This window comes from Lysobacter niastensis, assembly GCF_015453285.1.
GTDB classification, from domain to species: domain Bacteria; phylum Pseudomonadota; class Gammaproteobacteria; order Xanthomonadales; family Xanthomonadaceae; genus Lysobacter_J; species Lysobacter_J niastensis.
Window position 1 is genome coordinate 75,461 of sequence record NZ_JADLZT010000005.1, and the last position, 24,969, is coordinate 100,429.

General features: G+C 66.9%; 13 protein-coding genes. 8 read left to right on the forward strand and 5 right to left on the reverse strand.

Going from position 1 to position 24,969, the window contains the following annotated elements; all coding sequences use genetic code 11:
• Positions 1-19: 19 nt before the first annotated feature.
• From IU514_RS09630 to IU514_RS09645, 4 genes are all read right to left on the reverse strand, one after another.
• Positions 20-508 carry a serine acetyltransferase gene (locus IU514_RS09630; protein ID WP_228760625.1) on the reverse strand — a complete coding sequence of 163 codons (489 nt, stop codon included), beginning with the start codon at positions 506-508 and terminating at the stop codon, positions 20-22.
• A gap of 191 nt (positions 509-699) precedes the next feature.
• Entirely contained in the window at positions 700-1,290 is a 591-nt protein-coding gene (locus IU514_RS09635) for a serine O-acetyltransferase (RefSeq protein WP_194930905.1), read from the reverse strand.
• Between the two features lie 70 nt (positions 1,291-1,360).
• Entirely contained in the window at positions 1,361-2,581 is a 1,221-nt protein-coding gene (locus tag IU514_RS09640; protein WP_194930906.1) for a carboxylate--amine ligase, read from the reverse strand.
• Positions 2,582-2,777: 196 nt separating this feature from the next.
• On the reverse strand, positions 2,778-3,617 hold the full coding sequence (locus tag IU514_RS09645) for a methyltransferase, TIGR04325 family (RefSeq protein ID WP_194930907.1): 840 nt from the start codon (positions 3,615-3,617) through the stop codon (positions 2,778-2,780).
• A gap of 126 nt (positions 3,618-3,743) precedes the next feature.
• Between IU514_RS09645 and IU514_RS09650 the strand changes: the two genes are divergently transcribed.
• Together IU514_RS09650 and IU514_RS09655 are read left to right on the forward strand one after the other, a co-directional pair.
• Positions 3,744-4,661: a 4'-phosphopantetheinyl transferase family protein gene (locus IU514_RS09650; protein ID WP_194930908.1), complete on the forward strand. Its 918-nt coding sequence runs from the start codon at positions 3,744-3,746 to the stop codon at positions 4,659-4,661.
• On the forward strand, positions 4,658-6,052 hold the full coding sequence (locus IU514_RS09655; RefSeq protein WP_324187809.1) for a TIGR03013 family XrtA/PEP-CTERM system glycosyltransferase: 1,395 nt from the start codon (positions 4,658-4,660) through the stop codon (positions 6,050-6,052). The genes IU514_RS09650 and IU514_RS09655 overlap by 4 nt, the downstream gene beginning before the upstream one ends.
• Before the next feature lie 19 nt (positions 6,053-6,071).
• Here IU514_RS09655 and IU514_RS09660 read toward each other — a convergent pair whose 3' ends face one another.
• A complete protein-coding gene (locus IU514_RS09660) occupies positions 6,072-6,617 on the reverse strand; it encodes a J domain-containing protein (protein ID WP_194930909.1) in 546 nt (181 codons plus the stop codon).
• A gap of 220 nt (positions 6,618-6,837) precedes the next feature.
• On the opposite strand from IU514_RS09660, the gene IU514_RS09665 reads away from it, so the two are divergent.
• Genes IU514_RS09665 through IU514_RS09690 form a run of 6 tightly spaced genes read left to right on the forward strand, consistent with a single transcriptional unit; the run spans position 6,838 to position 24,914 of the window.
• A complete protein-coding gene (locus tag IU514_RS09665; protein WP_194930910.1) occupies positions 6,838-7,800 on the forward strand; it encodes a cupin-like domain-containing protein in 963 nt (320 codons plus the stop codon).
• An 8-nt stretch (positions 7,801-7,808) separates the two neighbouring features.
• Complete coding sequence (locus IU514_RS09670) at positions 7,809-15,056, forward strand: hybrid non-ribosomal peptide synthetase/type I polyketide synthase (RefSeq protein WP_228760626.1); 7,248 nt, start codon at positions 7,809-7,811, stop codon at positions 15,054-15,056.
• 5 nt (positions 15,057-15,061) lie between these two features.
• A complete protein-coding gene (locus tag IU514_RS09675; RefSeq protein ID WP_194930912.1) occupies positions 15,062-21,544 on the forward strand; it encodes a non-ribosomal peptide synthetase in 6,483 nt (2,160 codons plus the stop codon).
• A 19-nt stretch (positions 21,545-21,563) separates the two neighbouring features.
• Entirely contained in the window at positions 21,564-22,415 is an 852-nt protein-coding gene (locus IU514_RS09680) for an alpha/beta hydrolase family protein (RefSeq protein ID WP_194930913.1), read from the forward strand.
• 4 nt (positions 22,416-22,419) lie between these two features.
• Positions 22,420-23,238, forward strand: a complete 819-nt coding sequence (locus IU514_RS09685) for an alpha/beta fold hydrolase (protein ID WP_194930914.1) — start codon at positions 22,420-22,422, stop codon at positions 23,236-23,238.
• On the forward strand, positions 23,235-24,914 hold the full coding sequence (locus IU514_RS09690; protein WP_194930915.1) for a glucosamine inositolphosphorylceramide transferase family protein: 1,680 nt from the start codon (positions 23,235-23,237) through the stop codon (positions 24,912-24,914). Before IU514_RS09685 ends, IU514_RS09690 begins: the two co-directional genes overlap by 4 nt.
• Positions 24,915-24,969 lie beyond the last annotated feature (55 nt).

Consider the following 24,969-nt stretch of genomic DNA (forward strand, 5'->3'; position numbering starts at 1 on the left):
CGAATAGCGCATCGCCACGTCATGAATGGCGATTACGCGGTGGCCAACGATTGACCACGTAGCGTCCAGGCTCGCTCATCGAGATCACCCGCGCTGGATTGCCGGCAACGGTCGCACCCGCAGGAACGTTCTTCACCACAATGGCGCCGGCGCCGATGGTGGCATCGTTTCCGACACGCACGGCTTCGACGATGCAGACGCTCGGCCCGATGTACACGTTGTCGCCGATCACGGCGGCTTGCTCGTAGTTGGAACCTATCGTCGTGAACTGGCTGATGTTGCAGTTGTTGCCGATCCGCGCCGTGTGATTGACCAGGATGCCTATGGGATGGCCGATGTAGAGGCCGAAGCCGATCTCGCAGTCGGCATGGATGCGAACCCCGTACTTGAATCGCAAATGTCTGTGCATGACCGCAGCGATGAAGCGCAGCGGAGCGAACTTTGCCCGGCGAAGCCGCAGCCAGAAGCTGTATTTGAAGGAACGGTTGAAAGTCAGGTGCTTGAGCATTGCGCTCAGCGAGGTGGTCCCTGCATACCGGTACAGGTCGCTTTTGATGTACTCGTATGGCGAAACCGGATCCGGTGTCCGGATTGCGGATCCTGTGGCTCGGAGCACGTTCTTCTCACGGCGTTCCGTCAACGGGTCCTGCTGGAGCATCCGCGCCGGAAAGCGCGACGCGCGCGGGCGCAGCGGCGCGTCTACGGCCGAATCTGGGCATGCTGCTGCGCTGTCACGGATTTGGCTGCGTTTCCAGACCATCGGTTGGCGACATAACGTCCAGGTTTGTTCATCGAAATGACCCGGGCCGGATTTCCCGCCGCTGTTGCGCCTTCCGCGACGTCGTTCACGACGACTGAACCGGCCCCGATCGTGGCGTTGCTGCCGATGACGACGTCCTCGACGATGCACGCCCCAGGGCCGATGTATACGTTGTCGCCGATGACGGCCGCGTGCTCGTGGTTGGAACCGATGGTCGTGAACTGACTGAGATTGCAGTTGCTGCCGATGCGCGCCGTGTGATTGACCACCAGTCCGACCGCATGGCCGATGAAGAGGCCATGCCCGATCTGCGTGCTCGCAGGAATGTGGATGCCGTACTTGATCGACAAGTGCCGGTGGACGATCTTGGCCACCACGCGAACCACTCGGGACCTGCAGCCGCAAAGGCGCAGCCAGAAGCTGTAGCGGAATGACCAGTTGGTGGCCAGGTGCCGGAGCAGGGCGCCGGAGGAAGTCCCGCCTTCGTAGCGGTGGAGGTCGCTGAGGATGTATTCGATGACCGCGCTCATGGCACTCGCCTCACCCGATGAGGGGCTGGAATCCCCCACTCGGGTGAACGGCTTCGCGGTCAGCTACCGGTCAGGTCAGGAACCCCCGCACCAGCCTCCAGGACGCCAGCAGTCCGGGACCTGGATCGTCCATGCGGAATACGTGGTGGTAGGAACGCAACCACTGCCCCAGTGTTTTCAGCAGCGGGGCCCGGTTGGCAGGATCCTGGGCGAGCACGGAGCGGAAATCCGACACCAGGTTCACGCAGCTTGCGCCGATCGGATAGTTCCTGGATGAGGGCGTGACCGGCCTGTCTAGCGCGTCCTCATACGCCATCCGGCAGACATTGACGCCGCAGCGCGTGGCGAACTCCACGTACCACCAGGCACGCGTGTTGACCTCGAGGATGCGGAACTCGCCGTTCCTCGAGTCGCGCTTGAACTCGGCGCTGAAGATCCCGCGGTATTGCAGCTTTTCCAACAACAGCGTCAGGCCTTCGAGTGCGCTTCCCACTTCGCTCAGCGGAATGCTCCTGGAATACGTGCTGTTGCCGAAGTCCGGCGGATAGAGCCGCTCCCGGCGCCGGGCGAACAGCCCGGGCAAGTTCCCATCGCGGTCGCGGAATCCGTCGATGAGGTAATGGTCGGACGAACTGCCTGGAACGTATTCCTGGGCGACCAGCTTGAACCCTTGCTCATCCAGCTGATGCCAAACATCCATGAACTCCGAGTGGTCCTTGGCCCAATAGCCTTTTGCACCCGTCGCCCGGCTGAACTTCTGCGAATCGGCGGGTTTGATGAATACCCGGTCCAACTCCGCGAACGGGATGGCTGCGATGTCGTCGAACGAAGTGATCGTGAACGTGCGCGGATGCGGAATCCCGATGTGCCCCAGGAACTCACCGAACAGGGTCTTGTCCTGAAGGATCTGCAGGCTTGCGTGGCTGCTGGAAGAAACCTTGAAGCGTTCCGATAGCGGAGTTCCCGGAAGTTTGGATAGCCAGAGCGCGGCGTCGTCGGCGCCCGGCACCAGCACCGCCTTTTGCAATGGCATCTGCTCCAGGGCGCGCATCGCTTCCGGACCGATCGTGCCGTCCCATGGCGTGGCGCCGGGTGTTGGCCGGTACCAGCGCGAGCGTGTGGCGACGTCATCGCCCGGGCAGGCGATGTACGTGGGGATTCCCGCCGTGGCGAGCGACCGCAGCGTGCCGAGTCCGGTGTAGCCGCGTCCAAGCGCAATCGCCGGAATCGCTTTGTCGTTACGTTTCGACATGCTCGTTGCGACCCCTGTCTTTCTCGTGGTATCGGACATCCGGCGGGCGAATCCTCGCCTGCGGCACGCGTGCTGCAGACCAAGTCGACGTGCGTGGTTCGCGCTGATGGTGCGACGCGAGGTGCTGTGTTGCCTAGACACCTGATCGGGTTAGGTACGGCAAACCCTGTGCAGGAAGTGTCATGCTTAATAGTTATGTTTGTTATTGCCTTGCTTCGGAACGCCGCAATGCGGACTAGTCGTCGGCGCGGCGGAAGTAGATGCCGGTGTAACGATCGATCGCGAGATCGTCGGAGAAGGGGACGCGCAATCCGCGCTCTTGCGACTCCCATCGGTCGACCACGGAGTAACCGAGTTTCTCGATGGATGCGATGAACTCCCCGGTCGCCATGACGCGATAGGGGCAAATCGCCACACCGATGTTCTGCAGGGTGAAGAACCCGCGATGGGGATGCATCGGCGTCAGGTTCACCAGGATATGTCGCGGGGGGTCCAGCAGTTCCTCGAGCAGTTCGGACAGCGTGTAATCCAGGTATTGCAGCGCGCCGGACGATATGAGCACGTCATGGCCGTCGGCCGCCTGGCGCGATTCGGTGAACGAGAGGCGCTGCTCCGGATCCAGTTCGCTGGCGCGTTGGCGCCCTGCGGTGACCACCGCCGGCACGTCGTGGACCAGCCACCGCAGGTCGTCCGGGTATTCGAGATGCCGGCGGAAGCCGTAGTAGCTGATGCCGATATGACCGCCGAGATCGAAGATGCGGCGCTGTCCCGCCTGCAGGAGACGCGACAACCAATACACCATCGGGTAATCGCTGACCCGGATACTGTCGATGCGCTCCGCGTACATCTTGCCCGCCGCGGCCAGGTCGTAGGTCGCCGGCAACGATTCGGGCACTACCGCCTTGGCCTGGGCGTAGCTGTCGAACACGCCGTAGTAGGCATTGCCGTCCCAGTACGGGCGCTTGAAGGCACGCCGGTACAGCGGCTCCGTCATCAGCCGAACCACCGGGAGCTCCGCGGCTTCGCGTGCGATCAGTTTCAGCTTGCTGCGGAAGACGCGGGCACTGCTACGCATCTGGAGACCCTGGTTCGTTGAAGGCGACTTGCAACGCAACGCTCATCAATCCTGTACGGGAAACAGCGCGTTTCGGGGACAAAATGCGCGTAATGGTGCGGTCGGAATCGTATCCAGGGCGCCGTCATGTGGCCGTGTTTTGCCGTTCGATTGCGTTCTATTGCTTCGGACAACGCGCAACGATCGGGGAATCCGGTGTCACGACTTGGTTGCATTTCTGAACAAAAGCCGAAGCCGTCCATTGATGCGCGTATCCACCACACCTTCATCGAAGCGTGGGAGGCGCGTGACGCGGGCACGCTCGAATCCCCGACAATTCTCGTTGCCTTGGCTCGGACGCTGGCATGGCGGCCATGGCTGCCGCAGGCGGAGCGGATGCTGGATGCGGCCGATCTCGCCAGGGTGCGCCGCCGGCGGGCCAGTCGTGATCGCGAACAACTGACGTTGGCATACGCATTGCATAGGGCGATGCTCGGCGCGGTGCTTGGAATGCCGCCCGAAGGAGTGCCGCTGTACCGCGACGCGAAAGGGTGTCCCCGACTGGAGGGCGGTATTGCCGCGACCAGCCTGAGCCACACCGATGGCGCAATCGCCATCGCGGTGACCCGCGCTTCGACCGTGGGCATCGACATCGAACCGGCGGAACGCGCGGGCGTCATGAGCGAGATCGCCGGTCGCCTGTGCCATCCACGCGAACTCCACGCAGCCAATGCCACGCCCGAACCCCGGCGAGGTGCCGCTTGGCTTGCCTTGTGGGTTCGCAAGGAAGCCCTGTTGAAAGCGGCCGGAACGGGATTCGAGATCGAACCCGACGCTTTCGAGGCGCCGGACCAGACCGTGGTCGAACTGCCGGGCGCCGGTGGACTCGCCGTCGGCATGCTCGACGCCGGACACGGCTGGAGCGCCGCCGTCGCAGGGATGCCCGGCGCGGCGATCGAGTATGGCTGGACCGGACCGCACGGCCCGCTGCGTTATCAGAAGTTGGGACTGGCCGCAGGACGCCCCGTGGAGGCGGCCGCCGGAACTTCGGAGTGGAAAGCGTGAAGGCTGCGCTGACGAGCCGGAAAAGCCGGGTCATCCGCCTGCTCTGGCTGGCGGAGCTGGTACTGCTGGTGCTTGCCGTCATGCTGGCGGCCTGGGTGCGCTTCCTCAAGGACCCGGAGGGGTTCGCCGTCTTCATCAGCGACGCGCCGCTACGTGCAGTGGTCGTGGCTAGCTTCATCACGGTCGCGATGCTGGCCTTCGGCCTGTACCAGGTCCACGTCAGGTTGAACCGGCTCGATTTCGTGCTGCGCCTGCTCATGTCGTTCGCGTTCGGCGGCATCGGCTTGCTGGTTCTCTATTACCTGGTGCCGGCTGCCTACATTGGCCGTGGAGTGCTGGCATTGGCGCTGTGCCTTGGGCTGCTGGGCGTGCTGCTGCTGCGCTGGCTGCTGCTTACGGTGCTGGGTGCGGATGCCTTCAAGCGGCGCGTGCTCGTGCTTGGGGCCGGTGGCAACGCCTGCCTGATCACCAAGCGCCTGCGCCGCAGGAACGATCGCCAGTCGTTCGTGCTCGTCGGTTTCATTCCGGCGCCGGAACAACCCGTGATGGTTCCGGAAGAGATGCTGCTGAGCACGAACTTCGGAGTGGCCGAGATCGCACGCTGGCTGCACGTCGACGAGATCGTCGTGGCCGTCGACGAACGTCGCGGCGGGTTGCCGATGGCCGAAATGCTGGCATGCGCGCAGGAAGGCGTGGTGGTGTCTGACCTGTCGACGTTCTTCGAGCGCGAAGCGGGCATGGTGAGGCTGGACGTGGCCGACCCGTCATCGCTGGTGTTCTCCGGAGGATTCGATCACTCCGTGCCCAGGCGCCTGAACAAGCGGTTGTTCGACCTGATGGCGGCCAGCGCGCTGCTGCTGGTCGCCTGGCCCTTCATGCTCCTGGTGGCATTGGCGATCTGGCACGAATCTGGCGAACCGATCTTCTATCGCCAGACCCGCGTGGGGTTGAATGGACGGCCGTTCGAGCTGGTCAAGTTCCGCAGCATGCGCGTGGATGCCGAGCAGGATGGCGTGGCGCGTTGGGCGCGCCGGGACGACGATCGCAGCACGCGGGTCGGGCGCTTCATCCGCACGACCCGGCTCGACGAACTGCCGCAGTTGTTCAACGTGCTTCGTGGCGAGATGAGCTTCGTCGGCCCGCGTCCGGAGCGGCCGCAATTCGTCGACATGCTCAGCCAGGAAATCCGCTACTACGACGTCAGGCACTGCATGAAGCCCGGCCTGACCGGATGGGCCCAACTGCGGTATCCCTATGGCGCCTCGGTGGAGGACGCTGCCGAGAAGCTGACCTTCGACCTGTTCTACGTGAAGAACCACGGCCTGCTGTTCGACCTGATGATCCTGTTGCAGACGGTCGAGGTGGTGCTGTTCCGGCGTGGAGCGCGCTGATCCGCGGAACACCGGTCGGTCAGTGGACGGCGATCGCTTCCCGCGGCTTGCTTGCTTCCGGCGTCTCCTTCGACGCTCCGGTAGGCCGGGTTTCTTCCGATGCCGGCACGCTTTCGGTGCGGCCCATGCTGTTGGCGGTGGAACCTTCGACAGTCGTCGAAACAGCGGTTTCGGGCACGATGCCGACCGGCAACCCGCTCACCTCGTCACCGACATTGGACGACAAACGATCCCAGGACGTCTGCAGGATCAGCAGCAGTGCGATCAGCAGGATCGCGATGATGAGCGTGCGGGCGAACGGCAGCTTTGGCTCGTCCTCGCGTGCAGGAGGCGACGCCGGTGGCATCCGGCGAGGTGTTGAACGAAGCGGCGCCGACGCAGCGCTGCGTACATGCAGCCCGCCGGGCAGGCGTCCGTACTGCCTGTGAAACTGGATTGCGGCGGTGTAGAGCGCGATCAGGTCGGGCAGCGCCAGGTTCTGTTCGACTTCCGGAGGATGTAGTCCAGCGCGGTCCGGATGCAGTTCGGCAACTCGCCGGCGGTAGGCACGCTTGAGCTCCACCAACGTGCAGCCGGGGCGCAGACCCAGTTCCGAGTAGAGCTGTGCGAAATCCTGCGTCATCACATCCGCGGATGGAGGGCCCTGTTGGGCATAGCGTAGCGCGCCGCAGCGCCTGTGTACGCATTTTGCTTGGTATGCCCGGATTGGCCGCTGGTCCCGGGTCGGTACGTTCCTATCTAAGCCCTAAATGGCGCATCCCACAGCGCAAGAGGGAGTTTAGAGGATGGCCCTTACAGTTCCGAAGCCGGTGGCGCTCGCGAAGGATGAGCACCAGCGGCTGGTGCCGCAGATCGAGTTCGACCCGGCGGCGTTCGACCCCTGGCGCATACAGCCCGTGCGCCATCTCCTGAGCGACCATCCACTGCTTCAGCTCGAGGCGCTGACGGCGTTGGGTGCACGACTGGAAGCGGCGGGGCGCATCCGTACGCACGCCAACGATGCGACCGCCGGAACGCCTTTCAACAACGCGCCGGATCTGCATCCGAATACGCGCTCGGCCGTGGACACCTTGAGTTCGCTGCGCGAAGCCAAGGCGTGGACGTCGCTGCTCAATGTCCAGACCGATTCCGTCTACCGCGAACTGGTCGGCATGGTGCTCGACAGCGTCCAGCCGCTGGTCGAGCAGCGCGACCCCGGCATGTGCCATCGCGCGGGGTGGATATTCGTTTCCTCGCCGCGCACGGTCACGCCATTCCATTTTGACAAGGAACACAACTTCATCCTGCAGATCCACGGCCGCAAGCGCGTGTACGTCTGGGATCACCGTGACACCGTCGTCGCCAGCGAGCTGGCGCGCGATCGCTTCCACCAGCGCCACGACCGCGACCAGCTGCAGTGGAAGGAATCGTTCCGCGAGCGTGCGCAGGTGTTCGACCTGCTGCCGGGGCAGGGCGCCTACATGCCGTCGACCAGTCCGCACATGGTCGAGAACGGGGACGATCCATCGATCACGATCAGCTTCACGTACTACACCGATTCAACGCGGCGCGACGCAATGCTGCACAAGACCCATGCGGTGTTGCGCGATCTCGGCGTGACACTCCCCGAGGTCGGGCGCTGGCCGCTGCTCGACGGTGCGACGGCGGTTGGCGTGCAGAGCGCGTTGGCGCTGCGCGCATTGGCCGCGCGCCTGACCGGTCGAGCCGGCGCGCCCGGGTACGCGCGTTTCGCGCAGGTGGGCATGTAGGGATGGCCATGCACGCACCGAACCAGGAAGAAAGGCTTTCATTGCTGGACGTGCTGCCCCAGCGTGCCGGCGATGCCGGGTGCGCGGCCATGCGCTTCACGCTCGATCCGGACCTCGCTGACATTGATCAGGAGGCGTTGACGGCGGCGCTCGCCGTGGTCGAATCGCGCCTGACCGGCCAGGACGACGTCGTCGCGACGAAGATCGGCGCGGGCATCGTGCAGGTCGACGCCCGCGTTCCCCAGCGTGGACCCTGCGCGGATTGGAGTGCCCATCTTGCCTCGGCGATGCGTGCCGGTACGAAACCCCTGCGGCAGGTGGCGTGGGCCACTTGCAGTGGCGAGCCGGACACCGCGTCGGCGAATTCGGCCTGGCGCGTGGTCGACGGAAGCACAGTCGAGGTGACCTATCGCGAGCCGCTGGGTTCCGAGGCCATGGAACTGGTATGGCAGTGCGTGCAGCGGGCGCTGCACTGGCTTGCGCAGCCGGCCGCGACCTTCGAAGGCCTGGACCTGATGAGCGAGGACGAGCGTTCGCGGGTGATGGGCGAATGGAACGACACCTCGGTCGCGAAGAGCGGAAGTGCGACCGTCCACGGCCGTTTCGCCGAGATCCGCGACCGGCAGCCGGATGCGCCCGCGGCCATCGACGACGTTTCGACGCTGAGCTATGCCGAACTCGACCGCCGTGCGGACATCCTGGCGCGACGCCTGCATGCGGCCGGCGTCCGGCCGGGCGGCGTCGTCGCCGTCGCCGCGCAACGCTCGGTGTCGGCCGTCGTCGCGGTGCTGGGCATCCTGAAGGCGGGCGCGGCGTACCTGCCGCTGGATGCGCATCATCCCTGCGAACGCCTGAAGTTCATGGTCGACGACGCAGGTGCCAGCGTGGTGCTGGTCGACCTGGATGGCGACGAGCTCACGCTGCCGTCGGGTACGCACGCGCTGGTCATCGATGACGGCTGGAGCGACCACGACTGGGCGGCCACCGACGACATCGTCAGCACCGGCGATTCGCTCGCCTACGTGATGTACACGTCGGGATCGACCGGAACACCCAAGGGGGTGGAGATCCGTCATCGTTCCATCCTGCGCCTGGTCTGCGGCGTCGCTTACATCGAGCTGGGTTCGAGCACGCGGATGTTGCATGCGGCCCCGCTGGGGTTCGATGCATCGACGCTTGAAATCTGGGGCGCGCTGCTCAATGGCGGTTGCGTGGTCGTGCACGGGGAAGCGGTTCCGACTGGCGAGGGGCTCGCCTCGACGATCTCGCGCCATGGCGTGACCACGGCCTGGTTGACGGCGGCGCTGTTCAACACCGTAGTCGACGAGAATCCGCAGCACCTGGCCGGGCTGGACGAGCTGTTCACCGGGGGCGAGGCGCTGTCGGTGGAGCACGTGCGCCGCATGCGGCTGGAGGCGCCCGCCACGCGCCTGCGCAACGGCTACGGCCCCACGGAATGCACCACGTTCACCTGCACCCACGCGATCGATGACGTTCCGGACGAGGACAGCACTTCGATTCCGATCGGGCGTCCAATTGCGGACACGCAGGTCTACATCCTCAATGCCCGCCGGGAGCCGGTACCCGCCGGCGTGATCGGCGAGCTGTACGTGGGCGGGGAGGGTCTGGCCCGGGGCTACCTCAACCGTCCGGAGCTGACCGCCGAACGCTTCGTCGCCAATCCCTTCGGTGAAGCGGGCGACCGGCTGTATCGCACCGGCGACCAGGTGCGTTGGCGTGACGACGGCACCATCGAGTTCGTCGGCCGCGCCGATACGCAGGTCAAGATCCGCGGTTTCCGCATCGAGCTGGGCGAGATCGAAGCCACGCTCGCGCGTCACTCCGCGATCCAGTCGTGCGCGGTGCTCGCGCGCGCCGATCAACCCGGCGACAAGCGCCTGGTCGCCTATTATGTCGCCCGTCGCGAGCCGCCCTCGGCGACCGCGTTGCGGTCGTATCTCGCCTCACGTCTGCCTGATTTCATGGTGCCGGTGCGATACATCCGGCTTGGCGCTTTGCCCGTCACCGCCAACGGCAAGCTCGATCGCCGTGCGCTGCCGGCACCGGACCGGAGCCGTCCCGAACTGGCCGCCGCGTTCGAACCCGCGGTCAACGACGCCGAACATCGGATCTGCGAGGCCTTCGCGTCGCTGCTGGACGTCGAGCGCGTCGGGCGCAACGACAACTTCTTCGAACTGGGCGGCAGCTCGCTGGTCGGGTTGCGCCTGCTCGAACAACTGCGCCACCTGTTCCCGGTGCATGCCGCGGGCATCGCCGTGACCGTCCTGTTCCGTTGCCCGACGCCGGCGATGCTGGCGTTGGAGCTGGGCACGCGTGCCGCCACCGCGAAGCAGGAGCCGCGTGAGCCGGTCTTTGCCAGCGCAGACAGCGTGCACGAGGCGATCGCGATCGTGGCGATGGCCGGCCGTTTCCCGGGGGCCGGTGACATCGAAGCCTTCTGGAACAACCTGTGCGAAGGCAGGGACTCGATCACCGTGTTCGCCGCGGACCAGCTCGATCCGTCCATCGGCTGGGCCGAGCGCAGCGATCCGTCGTATGTGCCCGCGCGCGGCGTGATCGAGGGCGTGGATCAGTTCGATGCGGCGTTCTTCGGCATCAGTCCGAATGAAGCCGAATTGATGGATCCGCAGCAGCGCATCTTCCTGGAGCTGTGCTGGGAATGCCTGGAGCGTGGCGGGCACGTGCCCGACGAAGGAACGTCGCGGATCGGCGTGTTCGCCGGCATGTACAACGCCACCTATTTCCAGAGGCACCTGGCGGGACGCGGTGACCTGATCGACCGCATCGGCGCATTCCAGGTGATGCTCGACAACGAGAAGGACTACATCGCCACCCGAACCGCCCACAAGCTCAACCTGACGGGGCCTGCGATCAGCGTCCACACGGCCTGCTCGACTTCTCTGGTGGCGATCTGCCAGGCGATGGACAGCCTGCGTGCGGGCCGCTGCGGGATGACCCTGGCCGGAGGCGCGTCGGTAACGTGCCCACCGCACAGCGGCTACCGCTACCAGGAAGGCGCGATGCTGTCGCCGGACGGGCATACGCGCACGTTCGACGCGCGCGCGCAGGGCACCGTGTTCAGCGACGGCGCGGCCGTGGTGCTGCTCAAGCGCTGGTCCGACGCAGTCCGCGACGGCAATCCGGTCTATGCGGTGATCCTCGGCGGCGCGGTCAACAACGACGGCGGTTACAAGGCCAGCTTCACCGCGCCGAGCAGCGAGGGGCAGGCGGCGGTGATCGCCGCCGCGCACGATGACGCCCGCGTGGCGCCGCGCAGCATCGGCTACGTGGAAGCGCACGGCACGGCGACGCCGCTGGGTGACCCGATCGAGATCGAAGGCCTGACCAAGGCGTTCCATCGCAGCACGCAGGACACCGGCTTCTGCCGCATCGGTTCGGTCAAGACCAACGTCGGCCATACCGTCATCGCAGCGGGAGCCGCGGGTGTCATCAAGACCGCTCTGGCGCTGACCGAGGAGCGCATCCCGGGCAACGTGCATTTCCATGCGCCCAATCCCTCGATCGCGCTAGATGGATCGCCGTTCGTGGTCAACGCGTCGCTGAGTGCGTGGCCGCGCGGCGAACAGCCGCGCCGCGCAGGTGTCAGCTCGTTCGGCGTTGGCGGCACCAATGCCCACGTCGTGCTCGAAGAAGCGCCGCTGCGACCCGAGTCGCAACCGGCCGAAGGTCCGCAACTGCTGGTGCTTTCGGCGCGCACGCCCACTGCACTGGCGCGCGCCGCGGCCGACCTCGCCGGGCACCTCACCAGCCACCCGGATGCCAACCTGGCCGACGTTGCCTGGACACTGGCCGTAGGACGCAAGGCCTTCGCGCATCGTCTGGCGATCGCCGCCGACAGTGTGGAGGCGGCCGCGACCGCGCTCGATTCGCCCGAGACCAATGCCACCGCGATGCGCAGCCGTCCTGCGCGCGGGCGCGACGCCGTGCTTCTGTTCCCGGGGCAGGGCGCCACTTATCCCGGCATCGGGCGCGGACTTTACGACAGCGAGCCGGCATTCCGTGCTGCCGTTGACGAGTGCGCCGGCATGCTGGCGGACGAACTCGGCTTCGATCTGCGCGAGCGGATGTTCTCGGTCGACGAGCAGGCACTGCTGCAGACATCGATCATGCAGCCGGCCACGTTCGCGATCGAGTACGCGCTGGCACGTCTGTGGATGAGCCATGGCGTGACGCCAGCAGCAATGATCGGCCACAGTGTGGGTGAGTTCGTCGCGGCCACGCTGGCCGGCGTCTTCGCGTTGCCCGATGCGTTGCGCCTGGTGGCGCGACGGGGCGCGTTGATGCAGGCGCAGCCGGCGGGCGGCATGCTGTCGGTACGCCTGGCGCTGGACGACCTGCTGCCGAGGATTCCCGAGGCGTTGTCGCTGGCGGCCGAGAACGCGCCCGGCAGTTGCGTCGTCGCCGGTCCCTTGGAAGCATTGGCGGCGTTCCAGGCGCAACTGGAAGGCGAGGGCGTCGCGTGCCGCGCACTGCGTACCTCGCACGCTTTCCATTCGGCCATGATGGATCCGGTCGTCGCGCCATTCCGCGCGGAAGTGGCCGCGATCACGCGATCGGCGCCCTCCATTCCGATCATCTCGACCGCCACCGGCGATTGGCTCGACGCGAACATGGCGGTGTCGCCGGACTACTGGGCAAGGCACCTTCGCGAGCCGGTGCGCTTCGCGGCGGCGTTGGGACGCCTGCTTGAGAACACCGGCCACGTGCTGCTCGAAACGGGCCCACGAGCAACCTTGTCGACGCTGGCGCGGCAGCATCCGTTGGCGCAGAAGCAGCAGACCGTCGCCATCGCCACGCTGGCCGACGAGCCCGATCGCGAACGCTCCGCGTTCTTCGCGGCTGCGGGTGCGTTGTGGTGCAGCGGCGTCGCGCCCGACCTGGAAAGCTTCGACCGGCGTTCGCACCGTCGCCGCCTGCTGTTGCCCACCTATCCCTTCGAACGCCAGCGCTACTGGGTCGATGCCGCTCCGGCCATGCCGGCGGTGGCTGCCGATATCGCGCCGGCTCCGTCCCCCGTGGCCGTCGACGAGACGGTTCTGGAGAACACCATGCCGCAATCCGCCATTCCCGCCGTGTCCGTCGATCGTCGTCCGCGCCTGGTCGCGCAACTGAAGGACGTGTTCGAGGATGTGGCCGGATTCGACATGGCCGACGCCGAGCCCGAGGCGAACTTCATGGAGCTCGGGCTCGACAGCCTGATGCTGACCCAGGTCGCGCTGCAGCTGGAGAAGACGTTCGGCGTCAAAGTCAGTTTCCGGCAGCTGATGGGTGACTGCGCCAGCCTCGAACGGCTCGCGGCGATGATCGACGCGGCGCTGCCACCCGATGCGATGCCCGCACCGTCGCCCGCAGTGGCACCGCCCGCAATGCCGGCTGCCGCTGCTGGACAGGCGGTTGCCGCGATCCCGCCGATCCCGGCGATGCCTGCGGCGGCCGGAACAAGCGATTTCGCCCGCCAGGTCATCGCGCAGCAGATGCAGTTGATGGCGCAGCAACTTGCGCTGCTGTCGGGCAGTCCGGCAATGGGCGGCGCGGCGCCGCCGATGGCGCCTGCCGCATCCGTCGGACCGCCGCCTCCGGTGGCGCAGGCGCCAGTCGTCGCTGCTGCGCCGCCGGCCGCTGGCGAAGGCGGAACCGACGAAGAGGCCGCATTGGCCCACACCCGCTACGACGTGAAGAAGGCCTTCGGCGCGATCGCGCGTATCGACAGCCACTCGATGATCGAACTCAGCGACCGGCAGCGCGCCAGGCTCGACGACTTCATGGCCCGCTACGTGGCGCGCACGCGCAAGTCGAAGGAGTACACGCAGCAGCATCGCGACCACATGGCCGATCCGCGTGTCGTCAACGGCTTCCGCCCGCTGACCAAGGAGATCGTTTACCAGATCGTGATCGAGCGCTCCAAGGGCTCGCACATGGTCGACCTCGATGGCAACGACTACGTCGACGCGCTCAATGGCTTCGGCATGAGCCTGTTCGGATGGCAGCCGGACTTCGTGCTCGATGCGATCCGGCAGCAGCTCGAGCTGGGTTACGAGATCGGTCCGCAACATCCGTTGGCGGGCGAGGTGGCCAGGCTGGTCTGCGACGTCACCGGGCACGACCGCGCCGCCTTGTGCAATACCGGCTCGGAAGCGGTGCTCGGCGCGCTGCGCGTCGCCCGGACCGTCACGGGCCGCGAGACCGTGGTGCTGTTCACCGGCTCCTACCACGGCATCATCGACGAGATGATCGTGCGCGGCACCAAGAAGCTGCGCGCGGTGCCAGCCGCACCTGGCATCCTGCGCAACACCGCCGAGCACGTGCTGGTGCTGGATTACGGCACGCCGGAATCGATGCAGATCATCCGCGAGCGCGCCAGCGAGATTGCCGCGGTGCTGGTGGAGCCGGTGCAGAGCCGGCGCCCGGACTTCCAGCCGCGCGAGTTCCTGAAGGAACTCCGCCAGGTCACCTCCGATGCCGGCGCTCTCTTGATCTTCGATGAAGTGGTGACCGGTTTCCGCGCGCATCCGGCCGGTGCACAGGGGCTGTTCGGCATCGCTGCCGACCTGGCAACGTATGGAAAGGTGGTCGGCGGCGGCTATCCGATCGGCGTCATCGCCGGAAAACGCGATTATATGGATGCGCTGGACGGCGGCCATTGGCAGTTCGGCGACGACTCCGTGCCGACCGTGGGCGTCACGTACTTCGCGGGCACCTTCGTGCGGCACCCGCTGGCGCTCGCAGCCGCGCACGCCGTGCTGACCCACATCAAGGCGCACGGCGAGTCGCTGCAGCAATCGCTCAACGATCGCGCCAAGGCGATGGTTACGGAGCTCAACGGGTTCTGTTCCGAGCGCGGAGCGCCGATCGAAGTCAGGAGCTTCTCCTCGGTATGGAAGACGTTCTTCCTCGAGGACCACCCGCTGCAGGACCTGCTGTTCGCGATGATGCGCAGCCGCGGCGTGCACATCCTCGACAACTTCCCCTGTTTCCTCACCACGGCGCACACCGAGGCCGACATCCAGCGCATCGTCACCGCCTTCAAGGAGTCGGTGGTCGAGTTGCAGGAGGCCGAGTTCCTGCCCCGGCACAGCGCGACGCCGAACACCGTGATGGATTCCACCCGGCCGACGGTGGCCGGTGCGCGGCTCGGGCGCGATCCCGACGGGCGTCCCGCCTGGTTCGTACCGAATCCCGATCAGCCCGGCAAATACCTGAAGGTGGGGGGATGAGGGGGATGAGTACCGTGCGGCCGTCCTTGCAGAATCCGGTCGACTACGACCCGTTTGCCGAAGGTGCGCTGGCGAGGGTGGTGCCGACCACCGAGCCGCAGCGCGAGATCTGGCTGGCCGACCGGCTCGGTCCGGATGCTTCGCTGGCGTTCAACGAATCCGCGCGGATGCGCCTGCGCGGCCGCCTCGACGTCGCCGCGTTGCGTGCATCGCTGCAGGAACTGGTGGACCGCCATGACGCCCTGCGCTCGGGTTTCGGGCCCGACGGCGAAACCTTGTGCGTGCTGGACCACGTGACGCTGGAGATCGACGAGCGCGACCTGTGCGCACTCGATCGGCAGGACCGCACGCAACTGGTCGACCGGCACCTGCGCCTGGCGGTCGACACCCCGTTCTCGCTGGAACACGACCCCCTGTTCCGCGCCGAGTTGCTGAAGCTGGCGCCGGAAGAGCACGTCCTGATCCTCACCGCGCACCACATCGTCTGCGACGGCTGGTCGTGGTGGGTGCTGGTGCAGGAGCTCGGTGCCCTCTACGCCAGGCGGACTGGCGTGTCGATGAAGGAGCTCGCGCCGGCCGACAGTTTCGCCGACTACGCACTGACGCAAAGCGAGGCGCCGGTGCTGGCCGAGGACGAGCGTTACTGGTTGTCGCGCTTCAGCGGCGAAGCGCCGGTGCTCGACCTTCCCAGCGATCGTCCGCGCCCGGCGCGCCGGAGCTTCGCATCCTCGCGCGAGGACTATGAACTCGATGCGACACTGGTGGAGGCGCTGCGCAAGCTGGGTGCCAAGCGTGGCTTCAGCCTGTTCGCAACGCTGCTGGCCAGTTTCTCCGGCCTGCTGGCACGCCTCAGCGGGCAGTCGCAGATCGTGGTGGGCATTCCCGCGGCAGGGCAGGCCCTGGATGGGCATGACCATCTGGTCGGCCACTGCGTCAACACGTTGCCGCTGCTGTTCGACGTGGAACTGGACAAGCCGGTCGCGCACGCGCTCGCGCAGGCGCAGTCGACCCTGCTCGATGCGATCGAGCACCAGCGCTACACCTTGGGCACGCTGATGCGGAAGCTCAAGATCGGCCGCGATCCGTCGCGCCTGCCGCTGATCAGTGTCATGTTCAACATCGACCAGGCACTGGAACAGCAGCGCCATGCGCTGCCTGGCCTGGAACTGGATTTCGCGACCAACCCGCGCAGCCACGAGAACTTCGAGCTGTTCGTCAACGCCGTGCAAACCGAAACCGGGCTTCGCCTGGAATGCCAGTACAACACCGCGCTGTTCGATGCCAGCACCATCCGGCGCTGGTGCGGCTATTGGCGCACGATGCTTGAGTCGATGGTGGCCGAGCCGGACCGGGCGTTCGGCCGGCTGCCGCTGCTGTCCGAGACCGAGCGCTGGCAGGTGCTGGAAAAGTGGAACGACACCGAGGCCGACTACGCACTCGACCGTTGCCTGCATGAGCTGGTCGAAGCGCAGGTCGAACGCACGCCGCAAGCGCCGGCGGTGGTATTCGACGGACATGGCCTTTCGTATGCAGAACTCAATGCGCGCGCGAACCGGCTGGCCCGGCACCTGCGCGCGCTCGGCGCCGGGCCGGACCAGCGCGTAGCCGTCTGTGCCGAACGCAGCCCGGAAATGGTGGTCGCACTGCTGGCCATCCTCAAGGCCGGCGCAGCCTACGTGCCGCTCGATCCGACCTATCCGCCGGACCGCCTGGCCTACATGCTGGAGGACAGCGTTCCCAGCGTGGTGCTGACCCAGGCGCGCCTGCAGGGGCTGCTCGGCGAAGGTGCGCGGACCGTGCTGGTGCTGGATGCACCATCGCCGGCATGGGCGAGCCAGAGCGGCGCCAATCTCGAACGCGCCGGCCTCGATTCCAGCCACCTGGCCTACATGATCTACACCTCGGGCTCGACCGGGCAGCCCAAGGGCGCGATGAACGAACATCGCGGCATCGTCAACCGCCTGCTGTGGATGCAGGACGAATACAGGATCGGCGCCGACGACGCGGTGCTGCAGAAGACGCCTTTCAGTTTCGATGTGTCGGTGTGGGAGTTCTTCTGGCCGCTGATGACGGGTGCGCGGCTGGTGATGGCTCGTCCCGACGGCCACAAGGATCCGGCCTACCTGGCCGATGTCATCCAGCGTGAGCGCATCACGACGATGCACTTCGTGCCGTCGATGCTGCACGTGTTCCTGGAGTCGACGGTCGAGCGCGGCCGGATGGCCTCCCTTCGCCGCGTGATGTGCAGCGGCGAGGCGTTGCCGGCGTCGCTGGCGACGCGCTTCCACGAGTGCATCCCCGGGATCGAGCTGCACAACCTTTACGGTCCGACCGAAGCGGCGGTCGACGTCACCGCCTGGGCCTGCCTGCCGGGCGCGAAGGAAACCACGGTGCCGATCGGCCGGCCGATCGCGAACACGCGGATGTACGTGCTCGACCGGTACGGACAGCCGGTGCCGATGGGCGTGGCGGGCGAGCTGTTCATTGGCGGCATCCAGGTCGGACGCGGCTACCTCAATCGCGCCGAACTGACCGTGGAACGCTTCCTGGCCGATCCGTTCGCGCGCGAGGCCGGGGCGCGGATGTACAAGACCGGCGACCTCGGGCGCTGGCGGCACGACGGCAGCATCGAGTATCTCGGCCGCAATGACTTCCAGGTCAAGCTGCGCGGCTTCCGCATCGAACTGGGCGAGATCGAGAAGCGGCTCGAAACGCATCCCGGCGTTGCGCAGGCGGTGGTGATCGCGCGGGAGGACCGGCCGGGCGACATGCGCCTGGTCGCCTACCTGGCGCCGCGCGCGGGTGCTTCGCTGGATGCCTCGGCGTTGGCCGAACATCTGAAATCGGGCCTGCCCGAGTACATGGTGCCCTCGCATTTCATCGTGCTGGATGCGATTCCGCTGTCGCCCAATGGCAAGGTCGATCGCAAGGCGCTGCCCGCGCCGGAGCTCGAGCAAGCCTCGGGCGATGCGGAGCAGGCCGCGCCGCGGGACGCGCTGGAGGAGGCGGTGGCTTCGGCGATGGCGTCGGTGCTAGGCCGCACGTCGATGGGCATCCACGACGGTTTCTTCGAGCTCGGCGGTCACTCGCTGCTGGCGGCGCAGGTGTGCGCGCGGCTGACCCGCGAACTGTCCATGGAAGTGCCGCTGCGCAGCCTGTTCGATGCGCCGACGCCGGCGCGGCTGGCAGAGCAGTTGCGCCAGCAGCAGGACGCACCGCGCGGCGATGCGCATCCGAGCTGGGTGGTGTCGCGCCGGTCGCAGCAGGCGAGGGCGCCGATGTCGCTGATGCAGCAGCGCCTGTGGGTGCTGGAGCAGATGGAACCCGACGGGGTGACGTGGAATACGCCGTCCGCGCACCGCCTTCGTGGCGACCTCGACATCGAGGCGTTGGAGCGTGCGTTCCAGGAAGTGGTTCGACGCCAACCGTCGCTGCGCACGCGCTTCGTGACCGACAGCGATGGCGACAACGCCGTGCAGCAGATCGAGGATTCGATCGATGTCTCGCTGCTGCCACTGGAGGATTTCTCCGATACAGACGAGGGCAGTCGCGAGCGCCTGCTGCGCGACCGCATCGAAAGCCTGATTGCAAAGCCATTCCGGCTCGACGAGGCGCCGCTGTTCCGCGCCCGCCTGTTTCGGCTGGGTCCGCAGGACCATGTCCTGTTCTTCATGACCCACCACATCATCTGGGACGGCTGGTCGTTCGACCTGTTCTACGAAGAGATGTCCGCGCTGTACGCGGCCTATAGCCGCGGCATGCCCGCGCCGCTCGCGGAACTCGAGGTGAGCTATGGCGATTACGCCGAATGGCACCTGCAGCGTCTGAGCGGTGACGAACTCAAGCGGCAGCTCGAGTACTGGCAGGGCCAGTTGCAGGGCGCGCTGGAGCCGCTGGACCTGCCGACCGACTTCCCGCGTCCGCCCGAGATGAGTGGCGGGGGCAGCACGGAGTGGCTGAAGTTCGACCGCGCCACCACCGAGTCGCTGCGTGCGCTCGGTGCGCAGGCCGAAGCGACGCTGTTCATGACGCTTCTGGCTGCGTACTGCGTGCTGCTGCATCGCATGACGGGACAGCGCGAGCTGGTGATCGGAATTCCGGTGCGCAATCGCCCGACCGAGGCGCTCGAGCGTGTCATGGGCCTGTTCGTCAACATGCTGCCGCTGCGCCTGAGCGTCGATCCGGAACGGCCATTCGTCGATCTAGTCCGGCACGTGCGCGAACGGGTGGTGGAGGCGTTCTCGTATCCGGATGTGCCGTTCGAGCAACTCGTGCGCTCGCTGCGGATCCCGCGCGATCCGAGCCGGTCGCCGATCTACCAGGCGCTGTTCTCGTTCCAGGACGTGCGCCAGCGACCGACCCACTGGGGCGCGCTCAAGCACGAGCGGTTCCCGGTGTTCCAGCCGGGAACCAGCCAGGACATCGGCCTGTGGTTCGTCGAGAACGCACAGGGACTGGTGGGCGGCCTGACCTACAACACCGACATCCTGGCGTCCGCGACGGTGGCACGGTTCCATCAGCGCCTGGCGGGGATGCTGGATACGCTGCGCACCGATCCTTCCAGGGCGGTCGGCGACATCGACATGTGCGCCGCCAGCGACCAGGAATCGCTGCGTGCATGGAACGATACCGCGAGCGAGCCGGCCGGCACGCAGACGCTGCACGCCGTGCTCGAACAGCAGGCGCGGCGCACGCCGGACCGGACGGCACTTCGCTTCGGCGAGAGAACGGTCACCTATGCCGCGCTGGATGCTTCCAGCAACCGCATCGCGCACACGCTGCGCCGGCGAGGCGTCGGCCAGGGCGATCTGGTCGGCATCTGCTTGGAGCGCGGCCCGGACCTGGTCGCGGCCATGATCGGCGTGCTGAAGGCGGGTGCGGGTTACGTTCCGCTGGACCCGGGCTATCCGCCCGCGCGGCTGCATTTCATCGCCGAGGACGCCGGGCTGTCGCTGATCGTGTCCGAGGGCCAACTCGCGGCTCCCATGGACTTCCCGAGGCATCGCCTGCTGCTGCTCGACGAGGACCGGCCGGCGATCGACGCTGCAATCGCCGAGACCGCGCCGGAACTGGACGCGACTGATCCGGAGTCGGTCGCCTACGCCATCTACACATCGGGTTCCACCGGCCAGCCCAAGGGCGTGCGCATTCCGCATTGCGCGGTGCTGAACTTCCTCGCCAGCATGCAGCGCGAGCCCGGGCTCGCCGCGAATGACCGGTTGCTGGCGGTGACGACGACCTCCTTCGACATCGCGGTGCTGGAACTGTTCCTGCCGCTGTCGATCGGTGCCGAAGTGATCATCGCCAGCCGCGAGCAGGCCGGCGATGGCCATGCATTGGCAGTACTGCTGTCTGCAAGCGGCGCCACGGTGATGCAGGCCACGCCGTCGACGTGGCGGATGCTGATCGATGCGGGCTGGCGCGGCGCGCCCCGCCTGCGCGTGCTGGTCGGCGGCGAACCGCTGTCGGCGGAACTTGCGTCGCAGCTGCGTGGCGGCTGTGCTGAAGTCTGGAACATGTACGGCCCCACCGAAACCACGGTGTGGTCGACCTGCTGCAAGGTGGAACATCCCGAAGCCGGCATTTCGATCGGACGCCCGATCGCCAACACCACGGTGTGGGTGCGCGACGAGCGCGGCCAGCTGTGTCCGGTCGGTGTGCCCGGCGAAATCTGGATCGGCGGCGACGGCGTCGCGCTCGGCTACCACCTGCGCCCGGAGCTCGATGCGCAGCGTTTCGTGCCGGACCCGTATTCGTCCGCAGACGGAGCGCGGTTGTACCGGACCGGCGATCGCGGGCGCTGGCGTGCGGATGGCACGCTGGAACATCTCGGACGCCTCGACTTCCAGGTGAAGTTGCGCGGTCATCGCATCGAACTGGGCGAGATCGAGGCGCGAGTGTCGGCCGATCCTGCCGTCGCGAGCACGGTGGCGGTGGTGCGCGAGGACCGGCCGGGTGACGTGCGTCTGGTCGCCTACGCGGTGCCGCGTGCCGGGGCGCAGATCGACGTCGCCGGACTGCGTGCGCGCCTGCGTTCCGTGCTGCCGGATTACATGGTGCCGCAGCACATCGTCGCGCTGGAGGTCATGCCGCTGTTGCCGAACGGCAAGATCGACCGCAAGGCATTGCCGCTTCCGCTTGCTGCCGGGGCCGAAGGCACGGCACCGGCGATGGAAGAGATCGCCGATCCGCGCGTCCGCTACCTGGTGGGGATCTGGACGGAGCTGCTCGCCACGACGGCAGGGCCGGACGACAACTTCTTCGATCTCGGCGGCCATTCGATGCTGGCGGTGCAGATGGCCAACCGCGTCGCACGCGACACCGGCGCGCGGATCCGACTGGTGCGTCTGGCGACGCAGACGTTGTCACAGGTCGCCGCCGAGCTTCCGGAGAACCTCAAGGAGCCCGCCGCGGCGGTGGCGGGGAAGGGGCTGGTGCGCAACGTGATGCGGTTGTTCGGCATTTCCGCGTCGGAGGGCAAGCCTTGATCCGCAGGCACCACCACCGGTGCGTGCATGGAACCCGCAGGCCAACCTGCGGGCGGAAGGAATGACCGTGGGCGTCTGGGAACCGTTCTGGCTCGGTGCTGGCGAGCAGCGCCTCTACGCCGCCCTGCACCGGGCGAATCTGCCATCGCCTCGTCTCGGCCTGGTGCTGGCGCCGCCTCTCTTGCATGAGCAGCCGCGCAGCCGTCGCCTGTTGACCGAGCTGGCGACGGCGCTGGCGCAGGAAGGCGTGCCGTGCGTGCGCTTCGATTACTTCGGAACAGGCGATTCCGACGGCAGCGGCGAGCAGCTCGACTTCGCCTCGATGCGCCGGGACCTGCAGTTCGCGGCGGACAGCCTCATCGCACGCGGCGGCGTCGAGCGGATTGGCGTGCTGGCCGTGCGCGGCGCGACCTTGCCGGTCTTCTCGTGGCTTCGCGGCGGCGGCGCGGCGAACCTGCTGGTGCTGTGGGAGCCCGTGGTCGACGGTGAGAGCTGGCTCGCCGAACTGGAGACCCGCGATGCGATGGAGCGCCGGTCGCCGTTGCGCTATCCGACCGCAGCCGGCGCGCCTCCGAATGGCGTCTCCAGCGATGATCTGCAGTTGATGGGGTATCCGGTGTCCACGCAGTTGCGTCGCGACATTGCCCAGGCGCGTGTCATCGACGACGGCGTGCGCGCCTTCCCGCGCTGCTGGAGCGTGCTCCGCGAGGATGCCGACATGCTGCCGGTCACGTGCGAGCGCGTGTTCCGGCTGCCGACCGATACTCCGTTGATTGGCGGCGCGGTCAGCATGGATGCCTCGGTGTTCGTCACGCCGGGGCTGCAGCGCGTGGTCGATGAACTGGCTCAAGCCTTGCGAAAGGAGCGCTGAGGCGATGGACACCATGGTGCAGTTCGGACCGGAGCAGCGCCTGGTCGGCGTGCTGACCGGTAATCCAGGGGCGTCGGGCATGCCGCTGGTGGTGTTGCCCAGTGCGGGCCTGTTGCCCCGGGCCGGTCCCTTCCGCCTGCATGTCGAGCTGTCCCGCCGACTCGCACGCCAGGGCGTAAGCAGCTTCCGTTTCGACGTGCCGGGTGTCGGCGAGGCGCCGCGCCTGAAAGGTTGCGGCAGCCGCGAAGCGACACTGGCCGCGCTCGAGCATCTCGCCAGCATGCACGGTGCGCGGCAGTTCATCGTCGGCGGCGTTTGCAGCGCGGCCGACGTGGCGTGGAGCGTGGCACTGGCGGATTCACGCGTGTGCGGCGTGCTGATGCTCGATGGATTGAGCTACACCGGTCCCTGGTTCCGGCTCGCCCTCGCGGCCGGCGTGCTGAGGCGGCCGATGCGCGAGTGGCCGAGCGTGATGAAGCGTTTGCTCGGGCGCATGCAGGAAAGCTCGAGCGAGCGCGCGCCAGTGATCGAGGATTACCGCGACTGGCCCGAGCGGCCCCAGGCGCAGAGTGAGTTCGCCAGGCTGGTCGCGCGCGACGTTCGTTCACTGTGGGTCTACACGGGCGGCTACACCGCACGCTTCCTGCATCCACGCCAGTTCGCCTGGAGCTTTGGCGGCGCCGTGCGCGACCGTCGCGTGGCGATGCACTACTGGCCCGACTGCGACCACACGTTCTTTGCCCGCGTGCACCGCGACCGGTTGATGGATACCGTCGAAGGCTGGCTCGTCAGTAACTTCCGGTCGCAGGGCGCGCCGGCATGAGCGCCGAACCGGCGGTACCCGACCTCACGTCGTCCACCGGGGAGCGCGTGAGCGCGCATACGCCACTCTATGCAACCGCGCATGCACGACGCTTGCGTGTGGCGTGCGTGATGCCCGCGCGCGCACCTGCCTGGCTCGCGCACCTGCAGGAGTTGGCGTCGGAACACGATTGGCTGGAATGGACGTCCATTCCGGTGGCGGGGCCGGAAGCGTCGGCGGCAGCGCGGATGCCGCGCGACCTGGCCGCGTTCCTGCGTCACGAGCGTTCGCGGCTGCATGGCGTCGGCGCCTTCGCGGCCACGACACTGCCCGTGTCAGTGCGCTCGGGAAATCCGGACGCGGTGGCGACGCGGGTGGCGGCGTTGCGGCCGGACCTGATCCTGTTGCGTGGCCCTGATTCGTGGGCTGCGACGCTCGCACCGCTTGCGGCATACGGCTGCTGGCTCATCGACGATACGCTCGGCGATGAGGGAGTCGCGGCGCAAGCGTTGCTTGCGCCGTTGCTTCGCGGCGACGACGCCACCGCGGTCGAACTTGAACTCGTGTCGCAGGACTCTCCGAGTGCCCGGCTCGTTGCCAGTTGGGGCTCCACCTGCAAGGCGTCGGTCACGCAGCAATGCGAACTCGCATTCCGCAAGATGCCAGCGCTGGTGCTGCGTTCACTGCGCCGGCTGCATCAGGGCGATCATCCGCAAGGAACGTCGCATGCCATCGCAACCTTGCGGCTGAAGGCTCGTCCGGTGCCGCCCCTGCCGGGTTTGCGCGCGATGGTGCGCACGTTCGCGGAACGCGTCGCGATCCGCTGGCGGCAGAAACACCAACCGTACGAGGATCCGTGGTTCGTGCTGATCCGACAGGATGGCGAGCCGCTGCGGCCCGAGCGCCCGGATGTGCCGGGCTTTGCCAGGCTGGTGGCTTCGAGTGCGCTCGGGGTGCAGGTCTGGGCCGATCCCTGCTGCGTCGAGGACGGTGATCGCCGGTTTGTTTTCGTCGAGGAATGGACACCCGGGGAAAGCAAGGCCCACATCGCATGCCTGGAGGTTCCGCAGCAAGGACCGGTGCGTCGCCTGGGCGTCGTGCTGGACCGCCCCTACCACCTGTCGTTTCCGCAGGTGTTTTCCTGGGAGCGGCAGTGGTACATGACGGTGGAATCGGGACAGGCGCGCTGCGCCACGCTGTATCGCGCGCAGGGCTTCCCGATGATGTGGCATCCGGTAAAGGACCTGATCAGCGGGCGCCAGTGCGTCGATCCGGTGTTGCATCACCACGAGGGCCGCTGGTACCTGTTCGCCAACATCGCCGAAAGCGGCGGCAGTACCTGGGACGAGCTTTTCCTGTTCGTCGCCGACTCGCTCACCGGTCCGTACGTACCACACCCGGCCAACCCCATCGTTGCCGACGTGCGCCGTGCCCGGCCGGCGGGACGCCTGTTCGTGCGGGATGGTCGCCTGATCCGTCCGGCGCAGGACTGCGCGGCCAGTTACGGTGCCGCGATCGTGTTCAACGACGTGTTGGAATTGAGCCCGACCCATTATTCAGAACAACCGCTCGGACGGCTGGACGCGTCGTTCGCGAAGGGCCTGGACGGATGCCATACCTACAGCGAGAGCGGTGGCCTGGAAGTCCTGGACGCACGCGGCGTCCCGGAACGCGTGACGCACAGGCAGGTGGTCTGAGGCAGGCAAAAAAAAGGGGTGCCCGGTTAGGGGCACCCCACAACGTTCGACTACG